Here is a 2,214-nt window from a genome sequence, read left to right as displayed (position 1 = left end):
AAGCGCCTAGCTAAAATGTATTTAACTGAACAGAATTTATCAACAACCGATATTGCGTATTTATTGGGCTACAAATCACACAGTCAGTTTTTCAGAGTTTTTAAAAATTGGTTTGGAATAACACCTAAAAACTATCAAAACAATCTTGCGTATCACATAGAGAGCCACAACAATTAACGTCAACGCATTATAAACTATGATTGAGTATTATCTCAAAACGAGCTTAGCTTATTGCAGCCAGCGTATAACTTAACCAATAAATTAGGAATCTACTATGGAAAAGGTATTTAAAAAGGCCATCACTACTATTATGCTACCAACGATTTTTTTTGGTATATCTGCCTGTGCTACTACTAGCAATAATAGTATTGATAACGATGGAGATAGCCGACGTGTTGGCAAAGTCGCATGGAATAACCAAGTAGATACTGATATTAGTAAGATGCTAGCAGAACAAGTGGCTAATGACGAAACTCGCCTGATATTCATCCGAAAAAATGATAATGATCCTGAGCAAACCAGTGCCAACATCGCAATCAACGACAGATTTCAAGTCAGCCTACATCCTGGTAACTACACCGCCGTCAACTCTTGTGTAGGCACAAACCAACTAAGCGCTCATGCCACTGGCTTTAAAGACAATAACTTGCTCGCTGAGCAAAAAGATTACCAATTAGCTAGTGGTCAAACGTACTTCTTCTACGTAGACATGGACGAAAGTGGACAAGGAACACTGGATCAGATAACAACAGAGAGTGCATTGCCATTATTAGCAACCAAGCGCTATCAAACGCACCAAATTAGTCGTGTCGTCCCCAACTGTCCTACACCAGTGATTGCAATACCACCAGTAACGCAGCCAGCACCAGTAGTAGAACAACCAGCCGTATTAACTGAAAAAATGACTATTGAACTCGAAGTACTGTTTGACACCGACAAATCTATAGTAAAACCAGACTACTATTCTAAGATCTCTGAAGTAGCAGAGTTTATGGCGCAATATCCTAATACGTTAGTTACTATCGAGGGACATACTGATAGCCGTGCTAGTGAAAAATATAACCAAGCATTATCACAACGTAGAGTAGATGCTGTAAAAGAAGTGTTAATCACTCAATTTGGGACTGCACCTGAGCGTCTGAATGCCATTGGTTATGGTGAGTTACAGCCAAGAGCCAGCAATAATACTGTAGAAGGCCGTCAGCTTAATCGCCGTGTGATTGCCATTATTGAAGAGCGACCAAATAATTAATATCAAATAAATTTCATAACCACTGAAACCGTGCATATAAAATCTAAAATGGTACTGCTATCATTAAAAAAAGGTAACCCAATGAATACTGTCATCGTAAAAATAAATGATGCTACTCAGACCGTTGACCAAATATCTGTTGTCACCAAAGATGGTGTCCCTACGGTAATCACTGCTACGAACAAAGTGAACTATGAGTTTCACGATACTGCTATTGGTCGTGCGCCTAACCATATTATTACTAAACGTGTCAAGAACGACTTGCATGTCTCATTTGAAAAAGAAGGTCAAGAAAGCGACCTGATTATAGAAGGGTTTTATGATAATACAGATAGTGCCTTGCTCGGAATCGCTGAAGATGGAGAGTACTATTACTATATTCCAGATACTGGCGAAACCTATGATTATGTAACACAGCTAGAAGAGGGTGCGGTAGAAGGGCAGGCTTTGGGTGGCCAAGAGTATGCTACTATTATACCTTGGTGGATACCGGCTGCTGCTGGTCTAGGACTGGTCGGTTTAATAGCTGGCAATAGTAATAGTAGTAGTGATAAAACACCAGTAGCCCCTCCTGTTAACAAGCCGCCTGTTGCTACCGATGATGTTGCTAAAGGTGAAACAGGTCAGCCCGTCATCATCGACGTGGTAGCGAATGACAGCGACCCTGAAAACGACTTAGACCCAACGACAGTCAAGCTGATCGACCCTGTGACAGGCAATGAAGTCACCAATGTAGTGGTAGATGGCGAAGGTACTTGGTCCGTTGATGGCAGTACAGGCAAAGTGATCTTCACACCAGTGTCAGGCTTTACAGCGGATCCAACGCCAGTGGACTATGTGGTGTCTGATAAAACGGGCGAGAAATCTAACCAAGCGACCATCGCCGTTGACTATCCAGTAATAGTAAGCATCACTGGTACAGCAAGTCTGAATGAAATGGCTGCTGACGGTACTCCTAATGA

3 protein-coding genes are annotated in these 2,214 nt (G+C 41.6%); all 3 read left to right on the top strand.

From position 1 onward, the window contains the following. The first annotated feature begins 15 nt into the window (after positions 1–15). On the top strand, positions 16–177 hold the full coding sequence (locus tag CXF62_RS14980) for a helix-turn-helix domain-containing protein (protein ID WP_416220480.1): 162 nt from the start codon (positions 16–18) through the stop codon (positions 175–177). Between the two features lie 97 nt (positions 178–274). Beyond that, positions 275–1,252, top strand: a complete 978-nt coding sequence (locus CXF62_RS01300) for an OmpA family protein (protein ID WP_102092621.1) — start codon at positions 275–277, stop codon at positions 1,250–1,252. Positions 1,253–1,333: 81 nt separating this feature from the next. Further along, the coding region (locus CXF62_RS01295; RefSeq protein ID WP_228153125.1) for an Ig-like domain-containing protein at positions 1,334–2,214 on the top strand (881 nt) is incomplete at its 3' end.

This window comes from Psychrobacter sp. MES7-P7E (assembly GCF_002863645.1).
Classification (GTDB): Bacteria; Pseudomonadota; Gammaproteobacteria; order Pseudomonadales; family Moraxellaceae; genus Psychrobacter.
The sequence above is the reverse complement of the archived record's forward strand: the minus strand, read 5'-3'. Positions and strand labels throughout refer to the sequence as shown.

Bases quoted from the DNA above. Each gene is read 5' to 3' on its own strand.
- CXF62_RS14980 (WP_416220480.1), top strand. From the start codon at position 16: ATGTATTTAACTGAACAGAATTTATCAACAACCGATATTGCGTATTTA.
- CXF62_RS01300 (WP_102092621.1), top strand. From the start codon at position 275: ATGGAAAAGGTATTTAAAAAGGCCATCACTACTATTATGCTACCAACG.